Annotated in this window: 9 protein-coding genes; 1 reads left to right on the top strand and 8 read right to left on the bottom strand. The window is 71.7% G+C overall.

The genetic code is table 11. The annotated features are described in order from the left end of the window. Positions 1-1197 (bottom strand): maltotransferase domain-containing protein (locus tag AQJ67_RS09215; RefSeq protein WP_244190404.1); only part of this gene is annotated, 1197 nt, incomplete at its 3' end. A gap of 261 nt (positions 1198-1458) precedes the next feature. Continuing rightward, complete coding sequence (locus AQJ67_RS09210; RefSeq protein WP_062717607.1) at positions 1459-2661, bottom strand: S8 family peptidase; 1203 nt, start codon at positions 2659-2661, stop codon at positions 1459-1461. Between the two features lie 333 nt (positions 2662-2994). Between AQJ67_RS09210 and AQJ67_RS09205 the strand changes: the two genes are divergently transcribed. Further along, positions 2995-5613 carry a glycosyltransferase family 1 protein gene (locus AQJ67_RS09205; RefSeq protein ID WP_062717606.1) on the top strand — a complete coding sequence of 873 codons (2619 nt, stop codon included), beginning with the start codon at positions 2995-2997 and terminating at the stop codon, positions 5611-5613. Positions 5614-5628: 15 nt separating this feature from the next. On the opposite strand, the gene AQJ67_RS09200 is transcribed toward AQJ67_RS09205, so the two are convergent. From AQJ67_RS09200 to AQJ67_RS09175, 6 genes are all read right to left on the bottom strand, one after another. Then, entirely contained in the window at positions 5629-6138 is a 510-nt protein-coding gene (locus tag AQJ67_RS09200; protein WP_062717605.1) for a DUF1990 family protein, read from the bottom strand. A gap of 70 nt (positions 6139-6208) precedes the next feature. Next, the gene (locus AQJ67_RS09195) at positions 6209-7873 is read right to left on the bottom strand and encodes a M4 family metallopeptidase (RefSeq protein WP_062717604.1); all 1665 of its coding nucleotides are present in this window, start codon (positions 7871-7873) and stop codon (positions 6209-6211) included. 211 nt (positions 7874-8084) lie between these two features. Beyond that, complete coding sequence (locus AQJ67_RS09190) at positions 8085-10136, bottom strand: M4 family metallopeptidase (protein ID WP_062717603.1); 2052 nt, start codon at positions 10134-10136, stop codon at positions 8085-8087. A 293-nt stretch (positions 10137-10429) separates the two neighbouring features. Next, positions 10430-12460, bottom strand: a complete 2031-nt coding sequence (locus tag AQJ67_RS09185) for an NAD(+) synthase (RefSeq protein WP_062717602.1) — start codon at positions 12458-12460, stop codon at positions 10430-10432. A gap of 107 nt (positions 12461-12567) precedes the next feature. Beyond that, positions 12568-14298: an ABC transporter ATP-binding protein gene (locus AQJ67_RS09180; protein WP_062718466.1), complete on the bottom strand. Its 1731-nt coding sequence runs from the start codon at positions 14296-14298 to the stop codon at positions 12568-12570. Between the two features lie 116 nt (positions 14299-14414). After that, positions 14415-16127, bottom strand: a complete 1713-nt coding sequence (locus tag AQJ67_RS09175) for an ABC transporter ATP-binding protein (protein ID WP_062717601.1) — start codon at positions 16125-16127, stop codon at positions 14415-14417.

The following is a 16127-nucleotide window of genomic DNA, read 5'->3' as shown; positions in this document are numbered from 1 at the left end:
CGCGACGGGGTAGATGTCCTGGTACTTCTTCGGCGGGTTCTCCGCGTAGGCGATGGTGCCGTCCGGGCGGTGGTGGAACCACTCCGGATGCTTCTGCACCCAGGGGTGGTCGGGGGAGCACTGCAGCGCGAAGTCCAGGGCGATCTCCAGGCCGAGCTCGGCGGCCTTCGCCACGAAGTGGTCGAAGTCCTCGATCGTGCCCAGGTCGGGATGGATGGCGTCGTGGCCGCCCTCGGGAGAGCCGATCGCCCACGGCACGCCGGGGTCGTCCGGGCCGGCCGACAGGGTGTTGTCCGGGCCCTTGCGGAAGGTGGTGCCGATGGGGTGGACGGGTGGGAGGTAGACCACGTCGAAGCCCATCGCGGCGATGGCCGGCAGCCGGCGCGCGGCGGTGCGGAAGGTGCCGTGGGGCTGCTGGGGGGTGCCCTCCGAGCGGGGGAAGAACTCGTACCAGGAGCCGTACAACGCCCGCTCCCGCTCCACCAGCAGCGGCAGCGGATCCGACGCCGTGACCAGGTCCCGCAGCGGATACCGGCCCAGCACCGCGTCGACCTCGGGCGTCAGCGCGGCGGCCAACCGCCAGGCGGCGGGGCGGGTCTCGTCCCGCAGTGCCTCGACGGCCGTGAGGATCACCGACCGTCCCTCGCTCTCGGGCACGTCGGCGGCCGCACGTTCGTACAGTCGCGCGCCCTCCTCCAGGACCAGCTCCGTGTCCATCCCGGCCGGGATCTTGATCTGGGCGTGGTGCCGCCAGGTGGTGACCGGGTCGCCCCAGGCCTCCACCCGGTAGGTCCAGTGGCCGAGCTCGCCGGCGGTGACGGTGGCGCCCCAGCGGTCGGTGCCGGGGGCGAGTTCGCGCATCGGGGTCCACGGGCCGGGGCGGCCTTCGGGATCGGTCAGGACGACGTTGGCGGCGACGGCGTCGTGTCCCTCGCGGAACACGGTCGCCGAGACCTCGAAGCTCTCGCCGGTCACCGCCTTCGCGGGCCTGCGGCCGTGCTGGACGACCGGGCGGACGTCGAGGACGGGTATACGCCCGACACCACCGGCCCCGTCGCTCGCGGAGGGTCGCTCCGGGGTCGGCGGCCCGGGGTCGGCGTTGACGGTGCGGGGGGATGTGCGGGGGGCTGTGCGGGCTGGGGGTGCTGTGGTGCGCGACGTCGGGGGTGAGGACGACTGGTGGTGCATGGCGGGCATGACCGCTCCTGTCCGCGTCATCTTGGGTGGGCGGATGGCTGTGGGGAGGTGGGTCCTGCGTGGTGCTGTACAGCTGTGCGGCTTCGCCGCGTGGGGGCGCGCCCGGGGGCGCACAGGTGTGGTGTACCGGAGGAGCCTTCCCACCCTATTCGGGTACGCAATCCGGCACTTTGTTAACTACTCACGCGTATGTCTACACACAAGACCGGCCCCGTTCCTCAGGAACGGGGCCGGTGCCCGCACTTGGCCGATAAGTGGCCGCTACGAGCCCGGTACCTGCAGGAGTTTGTTCGGCGAACCGAGCCCCCGCCCGGAGACCTTGCCGGACCCGGCTTGTGCCACAAGGGCCTTGGAAACCTGCGCGGGCCACGCCTTCGGGTGATCCGCCAGATAGAGCGCGGCCACCCCAGCGGCGTGCGGCGACGCCATCGACGTACCGGAGTAGGTCGCCTTGCCGGTGTCGCTCGCGTACGACGCGGAGGTGATCGAGACGCCCGGGGCGAACAGGTCCAGGACCGGACCGAAGTTGGAGAAGCCCGCCCGCGCGTCCTGTTTGTCGGTGGCGCCCACGGTGATGGCCTCCTTCACCGCCGCGGGGGAGTACAGGCCGGCCGGCAGCCCGTCGTTGCCCGCCGCGACCGTGTAGGTGACGCCGGAGGCGATGGAGTTGCGTACGGCTGCGTCCAGCTGCGCGTTGCGGTAGCCGCCGAGACTGACGTTGGCCACCGCCGGCTTCCTCGCGTGCCTGGTCACCCAGTCGATGCCCGCGATGACCTGGGCGGTGGTGCCGCCACCGGCGTTGTCGAGGACGCGTACGGCGACGACCTTGGCGTTCTTGGCGACGCCGTACTGCTTGCCCGCGATGGTGCCGGCGACATGGGTGCCGTGGCCGTTGCCGTCGCTCGCGGTCCGGTCGCCCCCGACGAAGTCCCAGCCGTAGCTCGCCCGGCCGCCGAAGTCCTTGTGCGAGACGCGGATGCCGGTGTCGATCACGTACACCGTCACTCCGGCGCCCGCGGACTCGGGCCAGGTGTAGCTGCGGTCCAGTGGCAGGTCGGCCTGGTCGATGCGGTCGAGGCCCCAGGACGGCGGGTTCTTCTGGTTGTGCTCCAGGGTCACCCGGGTGTCCTGGACGACCGAGGCCACCCGGGAGTCCGCCGCGAGCCGCCTGGCCTGTCTTTCGTTGGCCCGCACGGCGTAGCCGTTGAGGACCGTGCCGTAGGTGTGGCTTATTTTCGCCCCGTACTTGTCGGCGAGGCTCTTTCCGGCCGCCGACGGAGCCTTCGTTCCTCCCTTGAGTGTCACCAGGTAACTGCCGCTGACGGAGCCGGGTTCACCGGCGCCGAGTATCCGCCCCTCGGGTGCGGCGTGCGCGGGCATGGTGCTGGCCGACAGCGCGGCGACACAGGCCACCGCGGTCAGACCCCCTGCCCGGCGCAGACGTCGTATGCGCGTCCGTGCCATGGTGTGAGTTCCCCTCCTCAACTCGGCGCACGGCAGCCCTGGAGCACGGGGTGCACCCCGCCCGGACCGGTGCGCCACCGTCACCCTCTCGTGAGGCGAGAAGTCGCCACAAGGACGCCTACGGGGGCGGAATCGGCCATATCGGCCATGGGGGATGTGTAGCGGGCGTGTGAAGGTTGCGGTGCTTTTCGGACGTACTCCGCTTTTTCGCCTCCGTCAGACACCCCTAAAACGCACGGTGGTTACGAAGCCCCGCATACCGATACCGTCGGGGACGATGACGGGACGCACACCGCCGTGTGTCCCCTGCCGCGCGCTGCCCGAGGGGGAACCGTGAAGGCGATCCGTCGATTCACCGTCCGTCCAGTCCTCCCCGCACCCCTCCGGCCCCTGAGCGACCTCGCACGCAATCTGCGCTGGTCCTGGCACACGGAGACCCGCGATCTCTTCCAGTCCGTCGACCCCGAGGGCTGGGCCGCCTCGGGCAACGACCCCGTCCGGCTGCTGGGCAGCGTGTCGCCCGGGCGGCTCGCGGAGCTGGCGGAGGACCGCCGCTTCCTGCGCCGGCTGACCGCCGTGGCTGGGGACCTGGGCGACTACGTCGGCGGCGACCGCTGGTACCAGGAGCACTCCGCCGAACTCCCCGCCGCCGTCGCCTACTTCTCGCCGGAGTTCGGCATCACGGCCGCCCTGCCCCAGTACTCCGGCGGCCTCGGCATCCTCGCCGGCGACCACCTCAAGGCGGCCAGCGACCTCGGCGTACCGCTCATCGGGGTCGGGCTGCTGTACCGGCACGGCTACTTCCGCCAGACCCTGTCCCGGGACGGCTGGCAGCAGGAGCACTACCCGGTCCTCGACCCCAACGAGCTGCCGCTCGCCCTTCTGAAGGAACCCGACGGCACCCCCACGCAGGTCTCCCTCGCCCTGCCCGGCGGCAGGTCGCTGCACGCCCGGGTCTGGCTGGCCCAGGTCGGCCGCGTCCCGCTGCTGATGCTCGACTCGGACGTCGAGGAGAACGACCTCGGCGAGCGCGGGGTGACCGACCGGCTCTACGGCGGTGGCAGCGAGCACCGGCTGCTCCAGGAGATGCTGCTGGGCATAGGGGGTGTGCGGGCGGTCCGGACGTACTGCCGGCTGACCGGCCATCCCGAACCCGAGGTCTTCCACACCAACGAGGGGCATGCCGGCTTCCTCGGCCTGGAGCGCATCGCCGAGCTGTGCGCCGAGGGGCTGGACTTCGATCCGGCGCTGGAGGCCGTCCGCGCCGGCACGGTCTTCACCACCCACACGCCCGTCCCGGCCGGCATCGACCGCTTCGACCGCGAACTGGTCGCCCACCACTTCGGGCCCGCCGCCGAACTCCCGACCATCGAGGTCGGCCGCATCCTCCAGCTCGGCATGGAGACCTACCCCGGCGGCGAACCGAACCTCTTCAACATGGCCGTGATGGGTCTGCGCCTCGGCCAGCGGGCGAACGGGGTCTCCCTCCTCCACGGCAACGTCAGCCGCGAGATGTTCTCCGGACTCTGGCCGGGATTCGACCCCGACGAGGTCCCCATCACCTCGGTCACCAACGGCGTCCACGCCCCGACCTGGGTCGCCCCCGAGGTCTTCCGCCTGGGCGCCCGGCAGATCGGCGTGCAGCGCACCGAGGACGCCATGACGGTCGGCGGCTCGGACCGCTGGGACGCCGTCGCGGAGATCCCCGACCAGGACATCTGGGAGCTGCGCCGCAACCTGCGCGAACAGCTGGTGGCGGAGGTACGGGAGCGGCTGCGCGCCTCCTGGCGGCAACGCGGCGCCGGGACAGCCGAGTTGGGCTGGATCGACGGCGTCCTGGACCCCGACGTCCTGACGATCGGATTCGCCCGCCGCGTCCCGTCGTACAAGCGGCTGACGCTGATGCTCCGCGACCGCGACCGTCTGATGGACCTGCTCCTGCACCCGGAGCGTCCGATCCAGATCGTGGTGGCGGGCAAGGCGCACCCGGCGGACGACGGCGGGAAGCGGCTGGTGCAGGAGCTGGTGCGGTTCGCGGACGACCCGCGCGTGCGGCACCGGATCGTGTTCCTGCCGGACTACGGCATGGCGATGGCCCAGAAGCTGTACCCGGGCTGCGACATCTGGCTGAACAACCCCCTGCGCCCCCTGGAGGCCTGCGGGACGAGCGGAATGAAGGCCGCGCTCAACGGCTGCCTCAACCTCTCCGTCCTGGACGGCTGGTGGGACGAGTGGTTCCAGCCCGACTTCGGCTGGGCGATCCCCACGGCGGACGGCACCGGCACCGACCCCGACCACCGCGACGACGTGGAGGCGGCGGCCCTCTACGACCTGCTGGAACAGCGGGTCACCCCCCGCTTCTACGAGCGGGGCCAGGACGGTCTGCCGGACCGCTGGATCGAGATGGTCCGCCAGACCCTCACCCTGCTCGGCCCGAAGGTCCTGGCGGGCAGGATGGTCCGCGAGTACGTGGAGCGCCTCTACACGCCGGCCGCGCACGCCCATCGCGCGATGACCCCGGACGCGGCGCGTGAGCTGGCGGGCTGGAAGACGCGGGTGCGCTCGGCCTGGCACGGCGTCACCGTCGACCACGTCGAGACGACGACGGCGACCCCCACCGCGGAACTCGGCTCGACCCTCAGCCTCCGGGTCCGCGTGGGGCTCGGCGAGCTCGGACCGGACGACGTGGAGGTCCAGGCGGTCTCGGGCCGCGTCGACTCGCAGGACCGCATCGCGGACGCCGCGACGGTCCCGCTGAAACCGGTCGGCGGCCCGGACACCGAGGGACGCTGGCTCTACGAGGGCCCCCTGGCCCTGGACCGCACGGGACCGTACGGCTACACGGTCCGCATCCTCCCGGCCCACCGGCTGCTCGCGTCGGGTGCGGAGCTGGGGCTGGTGGCGGTGCCCTCGGAGGGGGTGGGGGAAGGGGCGGGGGTCCTGCTGCGGTAACTGGCCGCGGCGGAGTCAGTCCTCGGCCGCGTCCTCGCACAGCCTGCGCAGTATCGCGCCGCACCGTCGTGCGTACGCGTGCTGCAGGCCGCGGGTCGCCGGGCCGCCCGCTCGGGCGTACCACTTCGCCGCCCGGCTGAAGGCGCGCACGGTCAGCCAGACCGTGCCGTCGCCCGTGCGCTCGACGAGGAACGCCTCCTCGCCGCACTCGGGATGGCCCGAGAGCGTGCCGTAGGCCCAGCCGACGCGACGGTGCTCCTGGGCCGTCCAGATCACCCGGCACGGGGCCTTGATCAGGCCCGCGAGGGTGACGGTGACGTCGACGTCGGGGGCCGCGCGGTCGGACGCCGCGTCGATGCCGACGCCCATCGCGCGGTGCATCTCCCAGGTCATCACCGCCTCGGCGGCCCTGCGGAAGACCCCCTCGCCCTCGCCGATGCGGGTGCGCACGTGCAAGGGGTGGAAGCCGGGCGGGCAGAAGCCGTTCTCCCGGGTCGCGCCGACGGCGTCGTACGTGAAGGACATGGGTCCCAAGCGTAAGGCGGCACCCGGGGATGCCTTCGTCCCGGGTGCCGCCCCTGCGATCGGACCTGCGTCAGCTGACGTTGACGCCGGACCAGGCCGCCGCGACGGCCTTGTACTCCGTGCTGCCGGTGCCGCCGTACAGGGCGGACGCCGCGTTCAGGGTCGCCGTACGGGCGGCCTTGTAGTTGGTCGTCGACGTCATGTACTCGGTCAGCGCCTTGTACCAGATCGCGGCGGCCTTGGCGCGGCCGATGCCGGTGACCGTCGAGCCGTTGGACGTCGGCGAGTTGTAGCTCACCCCGTTGATCGTCTTGGCGCCGCTGCCCTCCGACAGGAGGTAGAAGAAGTGGTTCGCGGGGCCGGACGAGTAGTGGACGTCCATGCCGCCGAGCGACGACGACCAGTTGTCGGCCGACGAACCGTCCTTGCTCGGCTTGTCCATGTAGCGCAGCGGGGTGCCGTCGCCGTTGATGTCGATCTCCTCGCCGATGAGGTAGTCACCGACGTCGGAGGAGTTGCCCGCGTAGAACTCGACCGCCGTGCCGAAGATGTCGGAGGTCGCCTCGTTGAGGCCGCCGGACTCGCCCGAGTAGTTCAGGCCCGCCGTGTTGGAGGTGACGCCGTGGGTCATCTCGTGGCCGGCCACGTCCAGCGAGGTCAGCGGGTTGGTGTTGCCCTCGCCGTCGCCGTAGGTCATGCAGAAGCAGCTGTCGTCCCAGAAGGCGTTGACGTAGGCGTTGCCGTAGTGGACGCGGGAGTAGGCGGCCTTGCCGTCGTTCTTGATGCCGCTGCGGCCGAAGGTGTTCTTGTAGTAGTCCCAGGTCTCCTGCGCGCCGTAGGCCGCGTCGACGGCGGCGGTCTGGTCGGTGGAGGAGCTGGAGGCCGCGCCGGTGCCCCAGGTGTCGTCCGCGTCCGTGAACAGCGTCCCGGCGGAGGAACTGGTGCTGCGGGCCTTGTTGTACGTCTTGTGGCCGCCGCGCGCGCCGTCGGTGAGGTTGTACGTCGAGCCCGACTGGGTGGTGCCGAGGGTGACCGTGCCCGAGTAGAGGCTCTTGCCGGTGCCGGTCTCGATGCCTTGGTACTCGTAGAGCTTCTTGCCGGTGGCCGCGTCGGTGATGACGTGCAGCTCGTTCGGGGTGCCGTCGTCCTGGAGGCCGCCGACGACGGTCTCGAAGGCGAGGGTCGGCTTGCCGTTCGCGGCCCAGATCACCTTGCGGGGCGCCTGGTCCGCGGCGGTCTTCTCCGAGCCGGCCGCCTTGGCCAGCTTCACGGCCTGGCCCTCGGCCTTGGCGGCGGTGATGGCCGGCTTGAGCGAGGCGACCTTGATGGTGGCCTTCGTCGCTCTGGTGACGCCCTTGTTCGCGCCGGACGCCGACTCGTGGACGACCAGGTCGCCGCCGAGAACGGGCAGGCCCGCGTAGGTGCGCTCGTAACGGGTGTGGACGGTGCCGTCCGCGTCCTTGACGACGTCCTTGACGACCAGCTTCTCCTGGGCGCCGAGGCCTATCTCGTCGGCGGTCTTCGTCGCCTCGGCCTGCTGGTCCTGGATGAGGGCGGTGCGGGCCGCGGGGGCCAGCGCGACCGGGACGGCGAGCGGGGCGGCCTTGCCGCCGGCGTCCGCGGGGGCCGCGGCCGAAGTGCCGGTGCTCAGACCGGTGGTGAGCAGGGCTCCGGCCGCGACTGCGGTGGCGATGGCCAGAGTGGTCCGCTTGTGACGCGCGTAGAGGGGGGTCACACGAGCTCCTTTTGTGGGGGAAGTGCTGTGGTGCTTGTGCGGCGGGTGCAAGGAGAGTGACACCTAGGACGCGTACATGTCAGGAGGGGGCGGTGATGTTGGCCAAAACTTGACTGTCCGGTAAATGTTTCAGAGATATGAACGGACGCCGTCCCGGCGGGAGTTGAACCCACCGAGACGACGCCCTGTCAGGGGCAGACCGCGAACGGGCCTACGGGAAGGTGAGCTTCCAGCTGTTGATGTAGCCGGTGTCGACGGCCGCGTTGTCCTGGACCCGCAACTGCCAGACGCCGTTGGCGGCTTCGGAGGACGCGTTCACCGTGTACGTGGTGTTCAGGTTGTCCGCGCTGCCGCCGGTCCCGTACGCCTTCAGTGTGTACGCCGTGCCGTCGGGGGCGACCAGGTCCACCTTGAGGTCACCGATGTAGGTGTGGACGATGTCCACCGCGACCTGGAGGTTGGACGGCGCGTTGCCGGTCCGCCCGGAGACGGTGATCGGCGAGGTGACCGCCGCGCCCCGGTCCGGGATCGCCACGTCGGTGCCGCTCTCGAAGGACGTACCGCCACCGCCGCCGCCCCCGTCGGAGCGCGCGCCCACGTTGACGCCCGCCCAGGCGTCCTGGACCGCCTTGTACTCGGCGCTCGTGGTGCCGTACAGCTCACCGGTGGCCGCGAGGGTGCCGGTGCGGGCGGCCGCGTAGTTGGTGTTCGAGGTGAACTTGGTGGTCAGCGCGCGGAACCAGATCTTCTCCGCCTTGTCCCGGCCGATGCCGGTGACCGGAAGGCCGTCCGAGGTGGGCGAGTTGTAGGTGACACCGTTGATGGTCTTGGTGCCGCTGCCCTCGCTCAGCAGGTAGAAGAAGTGGTTCGCCGGGCCCGACGAGTAGTGCACGTCGATCGAACCGATACCCGAGTACCAGGCGTCCTTCGACGCGCCGTCCTGGCTCGGCCGGTCCATGTAGCGCAGCGGGGTGCCGTCGCCGTTGATGTCGATCTCCTCGCCGATGAGGTAGTCACCGACGTCGGAGGAGTTGCCCGCGTAGAACTCGACGGTCGAACCGAAGATGTCGGAGGTCGCCTCGTTCAGGCCGCCGGACTCGCCGCTGTAGACCAGGCCCGCGGTGTTGGAGGTGACGCCGTGGGTCATCTCGTGGCCGGCCACGTCGATCGACGTCAGCGGGTGGGTGTTGCCCGAGCCGTCGCCGTAGGTCATGCAGAAGCAGCTGTCGGACCAGAACGCGTTGACGTAGTTGTTGCCGTAGTGGACCCGGGAGTAGGCGCCCACGCCGTCGCCCCGGATGCCGCTGCGCCCGTGCACGTTCTTGTAGTAGTCCCACGTCAGCGCGGCACCGTAGTGCGCGTCGGCGCCCGCCGTCTCCGCGTTGGACGGGTTGCCGTCGCCCCAGATGTCGTCGGCGCCGGAGAACAGCGTGCCGGTGCCCGAGGTGCCGCGGTTGAGGTTGTACGTCTTGTGGTTGCCGCGCGCGCCGTCGGTCAGGTTGTACGTCGACCCGGACTGCGTGGTGCCGAGCGTCACCGAGCCGCTGTACATCGTGTTGCCGGTACCGGTCTCGATGGCCTGGTACTCGTACAGCTTGGCGCCCGTGGCCGCGTCGGTGACGACGTGCAGCTCGTTCGGGGTGCCGTCCTCCTGGAGGCCGCCGACGACCGTCTCGTAGGCGAGGGTCGGCTTGCCGTTCGCGGCCCAGATCACCTTGCGCGGCGCCTTGTTGACGTCCGGGCTCTTGGCGTCCTCCGCCTTCGCCGCGGCCAGCGCCTGCTTCTGGGCCTTCGCGGCGGGGACGGCGGCGGTCGTGGTCGCCGGCTTGATGGCGGCGCGGGTCGCCTTCACGACGTCCTTGGTGGCGCCGGACTTCGTGGTCTCGACGACCAGGTCGCCGCCGAGGACGGGCAGACCGTCGTACGTCCGCTCGTAGCGGGTGTGGACCGTGCCGTCGCCGTCCTTGACGACGTCACGGACGACCAGCTTCTCCTTGGCGCCGAGGCCCAGGTCCCTGGCGGTGTCCGCCTTCGTGGCGTTGGCCTCGCGTATCAGCTCGGCGCGCTGGGCGGGGGACAGCTTGACGGACTCCGCGCCCGGTATGACCTTGCCCGCGGCCGACGGTGCCTTCTCCGGGGCTGCGGTGGCGGCGCCCGACTGGACGGCCGCGGCGATCAGGGCGGAGACGCCGACGAGGGCGACGGCGGCGGCCCTGCGGGACGCCGTGTGGGGGGTGCGTCTGTGGGAGGAACTGTCTCTCAACACTGACTCCTTCTGCGCGGCCGCGGATCACGCGGCCAGGGGAGACCGGCCGGCGGGTGGGCCGTCCGGGCGATACGTGGTGGTACGCAGAACGACGAGCGCGTGCGGTAACGGACGTGCGCGTGCGGGAGTACAGCCGCGGGCACCGCCGTGTGACGGTGCTGTGGGGTTGCTGTGGCGCGGCCGTGGGAAGAGTGGCAGGTGACTGCGGTTTCTGTCAGGACCGCGTCAGGAAGTTGGCCGGAAATCGTTCGTTGACCGGGAGTTCACGTTCGATAAACGGACCTGTTGACTCAGTCGTCGATGCGGGCGAGGTCCCGCAGCCACGCGGCCGCGTTGCCGTCCGACGGTGCGCGCCAGTCGCCGCGCGGGGACAGCGAACCCCCCGCCGAGACCTTCGGTCCGTTCGGCATGGCGGACCGCTTGAACTGTGCGAACGCGAAGAACCGTCGGCAGAAGACCTCCAGCCAGCGCCGGATCTCCGCCAGGTCGTACGCCACCCGCTTGGCCTCCGGGAAGCCGGGCGGCCAGGCGCCGGCCTCCGCGTCGTGCCAGGCGTGCCAGGCCAGGAAGGCGATCTTCGACGGCCGGAAGCCGTACCGCAGCACCTGGAAGAGCGTGAAGTCGTGCAGCGCGTACGGGCCGATCTTCGACTCCGTCGACTGCATCTCCTCGCCCGGCACCAGCTCCGGGCTGATCTCCGTGTCGAGGATCGCGGCCAGCGTCTTGCCGGTCTCCTCGTCGAACTGCCCGCTGCCGATGACCCAGCGGATCAGATGCTGGATCAGCGTCTTCGGCACACCGGAGTTCACGTTGTAGTGGCTCATCTGGTCGCCCACGCCGTACGTGGACCACCCCAGCGCCAGCTCCGACAGGTCGCCGGTGCCCAGCACGATGCCGCCGCGCTGGTTGGCGAGCCGGAACAGGTAGTCGGTGCGCAGGCCCGCCTGCACGTTCTCGAAGGTGACGTCGTACACCGGCTCGCCGGACGCGAACGGGTGGCCCATCTCCCGCAGCATCAGCCGCGCGGTCGGCGTGATGTCCAGCTCGGCCGCGGTCACGCCGAGCGAGTTCATCAGCTTGTGGGCGTTGTCCTTGGTGTGGTCGCTGGTCGCGAAGCCCGGCAGGGTGAAGGCGAGGATGTCGCTGCGCGGGCGCCCGGCACGGTCCATCGCGCGTGCGGCGACGATCAGCGCGTGCGTGGAGTCCAGCCCGCCCGACACCCCGATGACGACCTTCGGGCTCCCGATCGCCGCCAGCCGCTGCTGGAGGCCCGCGACCTGGATGTTGTACGCCTCGTAGCAGTCCAGGGCGAGCCGGTCGGCGTCGGCCGGAACGAACGGGAAACGCTCGACGCGGCGCCGCAGCCCGAGGTCGGCCGTCGGCGGGTCCAGCCGGAACGCGACGCGCCGGAAGTCGCCGGTGCGGGCCGCGTGGGTACGCCGGTTGTCGTCGAACGTGCCCATCCGGTGCCGCTCCTGCCGCAGCAGGTCCAGGTCGACGTCGGCGACCGCGTACTGGTCGTCGAGCGGGAAGCGGTCCGACTCGGCGAGCAGGGCGCCGTTCTCGTAGATCATGGTCTGGCCGTCCCACGACAGGTCCGTCGTCGACTCGCCCAGACCGGCCGCCGAGTAGACGTACGCCGCCAGACAGCGCGAGGACGCCGCCCGGCACAGCAGCCGGCGGTCCTCGGCCCGGCCGACCGTGATCGGGCTGCCGGAGAGGTTGGCGAGCACGGTCGCGCCGGCCAGCGCCGCCTCCGCGCTCGGCGGCACCGGCACCCACATGTCCTCGCAGACCTCCGCGTGCAGCACCAGCCCCGGGACGTCCTCCGCCTCGAACAGCAGGTCCACGCCGAACGGCACCTCCGCGCCGCCGACCCGGATCGTCCCGCCGCGCTCGTCGGCACCCGAGGCGATCTGCCGCTGCTCGTAGAACTCGCGGTAGTTCGGCGGGTACGACTTCGGCGCCACGCCGAGGATCCGGCCGCGGTGCACGATCACCGCGCAGTTGTAGATCCGGTGACGATGGCGCAGCGGGGCGCCGACGACCAGCACGGGCAGCAGCTCCGCCGACCCGGCGACGACCGTGCCGAGCGCCTCCTCGACCTCGTCGAGCACCGCGTCCTGGAGCAGCAGGTCCTCGATCGAGTACCCGGTCAGGCCCAGCTCCGGGAAGACGGCGACGGCCACGCCCTCCTGCGCGCACGCGCGCGCCTGCCGCAGCACCGCCTCCGCGTTGGCCCGCGGGTCGGCGATGACGGTGTGGCCCGTGCACGCGGCGACCCGCGCGAAGCCGTGCTGGTAGATCGACCAGAAGTTCAATGGACTGCGGCTTTCTGCTGTGGCGTTCTGCTGTGCGTTTCTGCGTTCAGCTGTGCGTTCTGCGGCGGGTCAGCGATCTCCTACGCCTTCGAGCATAGATCCCCTGCTCAGGCGGGCCGCTCCCCGTGCCAGGACCGCCACAGCGCCGCGTACGCCCCGCCCGCCGCGACCAGCTCGTCATGAGTGCCGAGCTCGGTGAGCAGACCGTTCTCCATCACGGCCACCCGGTCGGCGTCGTGCGCGGTGTGCAGCCGGTGCGCGATGGCGATGACCGTACGGCCCTGAAGCACGGCCGCCAGGGCGCGCTCGGTGTGCCGGGCGGTCGTCGGGTCGAGCAGCGCCGTCGCCTCGTCGAGGATCAGCGTGTGCGGGTCGGCCAGCACCACGCGCGCCAGGGCCAGCTGCTGGGCCTGCGAGCCGTCCGTACCGTGGCCCCCGTCGCCCAGCGCCGTGTCGAGGCCGTCGGGCAGCCGCCGCACCCACCCGTCGGCGCCGACCGCCGTGAGCGCGGCCCACAGCTGCTCGTCCGAGGCGGACGGCTCGGCGATCCGCAGGTTGTCGCGGACCGTGCCGAGGAAGACGTGGTGCTCCTGCGTCACCAGGACCACCTGGCGGCGCAACTGCTCCGGGCCGAGCGCGACGACCGGGACGCCGCCGACCGTCACGGAGCCCGCGGTGGGCGCGTCCACGCCCGCCAGCAGCCTGCTCAGGGTGGTCTTGCCGGCGCCGGACGGGCCGACCACGGCGAGGCGTTCGCCCGGGCGGACGGTCAGGTCGACACCGCCGAGGACCTCGCCGCCGCGGTCGTAGGCGTAGCGCACCCCGGTCACCTCGATCAGGTCGTCCGCCGGGGTGGGGGAGTCGGCGTCGCCGGCTCTCGGGGTGCCCGCGAGGCCCTCCACGCGGGCGAAGGAGGCGCCGCTGCTCTGGAGTTGCTCGACGCGCATCAGGATCTCGTCCAGCGGGCCCACCATCTGCTGGAGATACAGCGCGGCCGCGACCACCGTGCCCAGACTGATCGTGCCCCGCGCGTGCAGCGCGCCGCCGACGAGCAGGACCGTCGCCACGGGCACGAGATAGGCGATCTCGACCGACGGGAAGAACACCGAGCGCAGGAAGAGCGTGTGCAACCGGGTCCGACGGGACGTCTCCAACGCGTCCCGGCTCGCCGCCACCCGCCGCCGCTCCAGCCCCAGCGCCTCCACCGTGCGGGCGCCGGACGCGGTCGCCGCGAGGATCTCCGCGACGTCCGAGATGGCCGCGCCCTCGGCGAGATAGCCGGTGCGGGCACGGCGCAGATACCAGCGCAGCACCGGCCACAGACCGGCCAGGCCGAGCAGACCGCACGCCCCGAGCAGGGGGTCCAGCACGAAGACCGCGCCCAGCAGGAACAGGACCTGTACGGAGTTGATGAGCAGCTCCGGCCCCGCGTCGCGCAGGGTGGTGCCGACGGCCGCCACGTCGGCGGTGCCGCGTGCGGTGAGGTCGCCGGTGCCGGCCCGTTCCACCACTGACGCGGGCAGGGCGAGGGTGCGGTCGACGAACTCCTCGCGGACGCGGGCGAGGGTGCGTTCGCCGAAGCGGTGGCCGACGTAGCGGGCCCAGCGGGCCAGCAACAGCTGGGCTGTTGCCGCTATCAGGATCGCCAGGGCGAGTTTGTCGACGGACGTCACGTCCGCGCCGCGTTTGACTTCGTCGATGATGCGGCCCACCAGGTAGGGGCCGGCCAGGCCGGTGAGGGCTGCGAGGGCGTTGAGGGCGAGTACGGCTGTGAAGGACTTGGCGTCGGCCTGGATCAGGCGGGTGGTGGCTTTGCGGACGTCCTTGGGTGCGGCGATGGGGAGGGCTGTGCGGCTACTGGGTCGGGACTTCGGGTCGCTTGCCGGGTGCGGGTGCGGGTGCGTTGTGGCTTGTCGCGCAGTTCCCCGCGCCCCTGGGGGGCGTTGTTCCTCCGTCACCTCAAGATCTCCTCGGCGTCTTCGTCCCGGGCCACCAGAGCTCGGTAGCCCGGCTCGGCGTCCAGCAACTCGCGATGGGTCCCTGTTGCCGCCACCTTGCCGTCGACCAGGAAGTGGACCGTGTCCGCGCGGTCCAGGACCAGGGGGGACGTGGTGGTGACGATTGTTGTGCGGCCGGTGCGTTCGGAGTGCAGGCGGTCGGCCACGCGGGCCTCGGTGTGGGCGTCCAGGGCCGAGGTCGGTTCGATGGCGAGCAGGATCTCGGGGTCGGCCAGCAGGGCGCGGACCAGGCGGACGCGTTGGCGTTGGCCGCCGGAGAGGTTGCGGGCCTGGGCGTCGATCGGGGTGTCGAGGCCGTCGGGCAGCCCCCGGACGATGTCCTCGGCGACCGCGGTGCGCACGGCCCGCGCGATCGTCGCCTCGTCGGGGTCCGTGGGGCCGGCGACCAGGTGGCGCAGGGTGTCCGCGAACAGGTCGGCCTCGTGGTCGGCGACCAGGATGCGCCGGCGGAGCTGCGGCAACGCGATCTCGGACAGGGGCACTTCGCCCCAGCTCGCCGCGGACGGCGTGTAGCGGCCGAGGCGGTCCACGACGGCCACGGCGTCGGCGGGCAGCGCCCCGGCCAGCGCGGTCAGGCGGCCCGGCGGCACCCGCACCCCGGACTCGGGGTCGTACAGCACCGCCGGTTCGGCCGGGGCGTCCCGGGTGCCGGTGTCCGGCAGCGGCTCAAGGCGCAGGAACCGTACGACCCGGCGCGCCGCCACCACGCCACGGCTGACCTGGTAGCCGCACTCGATGAAGAACGCCACCGGCCCCACCAGCACCGCGACATAGCCGTACACCGACACGAACTCGCCCACGGTGATCTCCCCCTGGGCGGCCAGCCGGGCCGCGAGCCAGGTCACCACGGCCAGGAACAGCGTCGGCAGCCCCACCCCGAGCGCCTGCACCCAGCTGGTCACGGCGCCGACCCGGTACCCCTGCGCCCGCAGCCGCTGGGAGTCACGGTGGAAGGCGTCGGCGACCAGGCCCTTGCCGCCGAGGCCGTTGAGGACGCGCAGCCCGCCCGCGAGGTCGGCGATCCGTGCGGTCAGCACGCCCTGCCGCTCCCGGTACTCCGTCTCCGTCCCCTGGAGCCGCCCCAGCAACGGCCCGACGAGCACGCCGACCAGCGGCATCCCGAGCAGCACCACGACGGCGATCGGCACCGACACCGACACGAGCAGCCCGGCGATCACCAGATAGGCGACGACCGCCCCGAACCCGGGACCCACGACGGTCAGGGACGTGCTGATCGTCTGGACGTCGCCCACCCCGATCGTGACGACCTCCCCGGCCCCGATCCGGCGCGGCAGCGCGGCGCCCAGGCGTACCGCGTGCCCGACCAGCACCTTGACCGTGCGGAAGTTGGCGTCCATCCGCACCCGGGTCATCGTGCGGTGCCGCATGATGCTCAGCCAGGCGTTGAACGCGCCCACCGCGAACAACGCGCCCGTCCACCCCGCCAACGCGCCGTAGTCACCGACCGTCAACCCGTCGTCGACGGCACGGGACATCAGATACGGCGTCGCCGCCAGCAGCACCATCCACACGCTGGAGATCAGCGCCCCGACGACGGACCGCGTCGCCTGGCGCGTGACCAGCCACCACAGATACCGCCCCCCGCCGCGACAGTCGGGCTCGCCCGGATCCTCGTACGCGTCGATCAC

It is taken from the genome of Streptomyces caeruleatus (genome assembly GCF_001514235.1).
In the GTDB taxonomy this organism is placed as follows: domain Bacteria; phylum Actinomycetota; class Actinomycetes; order Streptomycetales; family Streptomycetaceae; genus Streptomyces; species Streptomyces caeruleatus.
The sequence above is the reverse complement of the archived record's forward strand: the minus strand, read 5'-3'. Positions and strand labels throughout refer to the sequence as shown.